Source organism: Pseudomonas sp. DE0010 (assembly GCF_007680745.1).
Lineage (GTDB): Bacteria > Pseudomonadota > Gammaproteobacteria > Pseudomonadales > Pseudomonadaceae > Aquipseudomonas > Aquipseudomonas parafulva_B.
The window spans coordinates 1-554 of record NZ_VEJQ01000058.1; the positions used below are offsets into that span (position 1 = coordinate 1).

The following is a 554-nucleotide window of genomic DNA, read 5'->3' on the forward strand; positions in this document are numbered from 1 at the left end:
CGCTTCTTCACTTGACCATATAACCCCAAGCAATCTGGTTATACTGTGAAGACGACATTCGCCGAAAATTCGCACGTTGCTCTTTCGAGCAGAACTCACAAATTTTACCTTAGCCTGAATTCCAGCAGTGAAACTGGTCTTCAGTCTATTTCTATCACATATCCGAATTTTTAAAGAACGATCTGACAAAAGTCAGAAATCAACATTCACACCGGAATGTTCATTTCTGTGTTCTGAACAGTGCTGCAAACCTGAAGCCTGAAGGATTGGTGGAGCCAAGCGGGATCGAACCGCTGACCTCCTGCGTGCAAGGCAGGCGCTCTCCCAGCTGAGCTATGGCCCCGTATTCTACGGCTGAACCAAGTAATGGTAGGTCTGGGCAGATTTGAACTGCCGACCTCACCCTTATCAGGGGTGCGCTCTAACCAACTGAGCTACAGACCTATAACAGGGTCGCTTTACAACATCGTCTTTTACAATGAATCAAGCAATTCGTGTGGGAGCTCATCAGCAGGCTGATGTCGTCGATTAAGGAGGTGATCCAGCCGCAGGTT

Annotated in this window: 2 tRNA genes; both read right to left on the minus strand. The window is 47.8% G+C overall.

Features of this window, described 5'->3' with window-relative positions:
* Positions 1-267 precede the first annotated feature (267 nt).
* Positions 268-343: transfer RNA gene (locus tag FS767_RS21590), tRNA-Ala, on the minus strand.
* A gap of 24 nt (positions 344-367) precedes the next feature.
* Positions 368-444, minus strand: a tRNA-Ile gene (locus FS767_RS21595).
* Between the last annotated feature and the right edge of the window lie 110 nt (positions 445-554).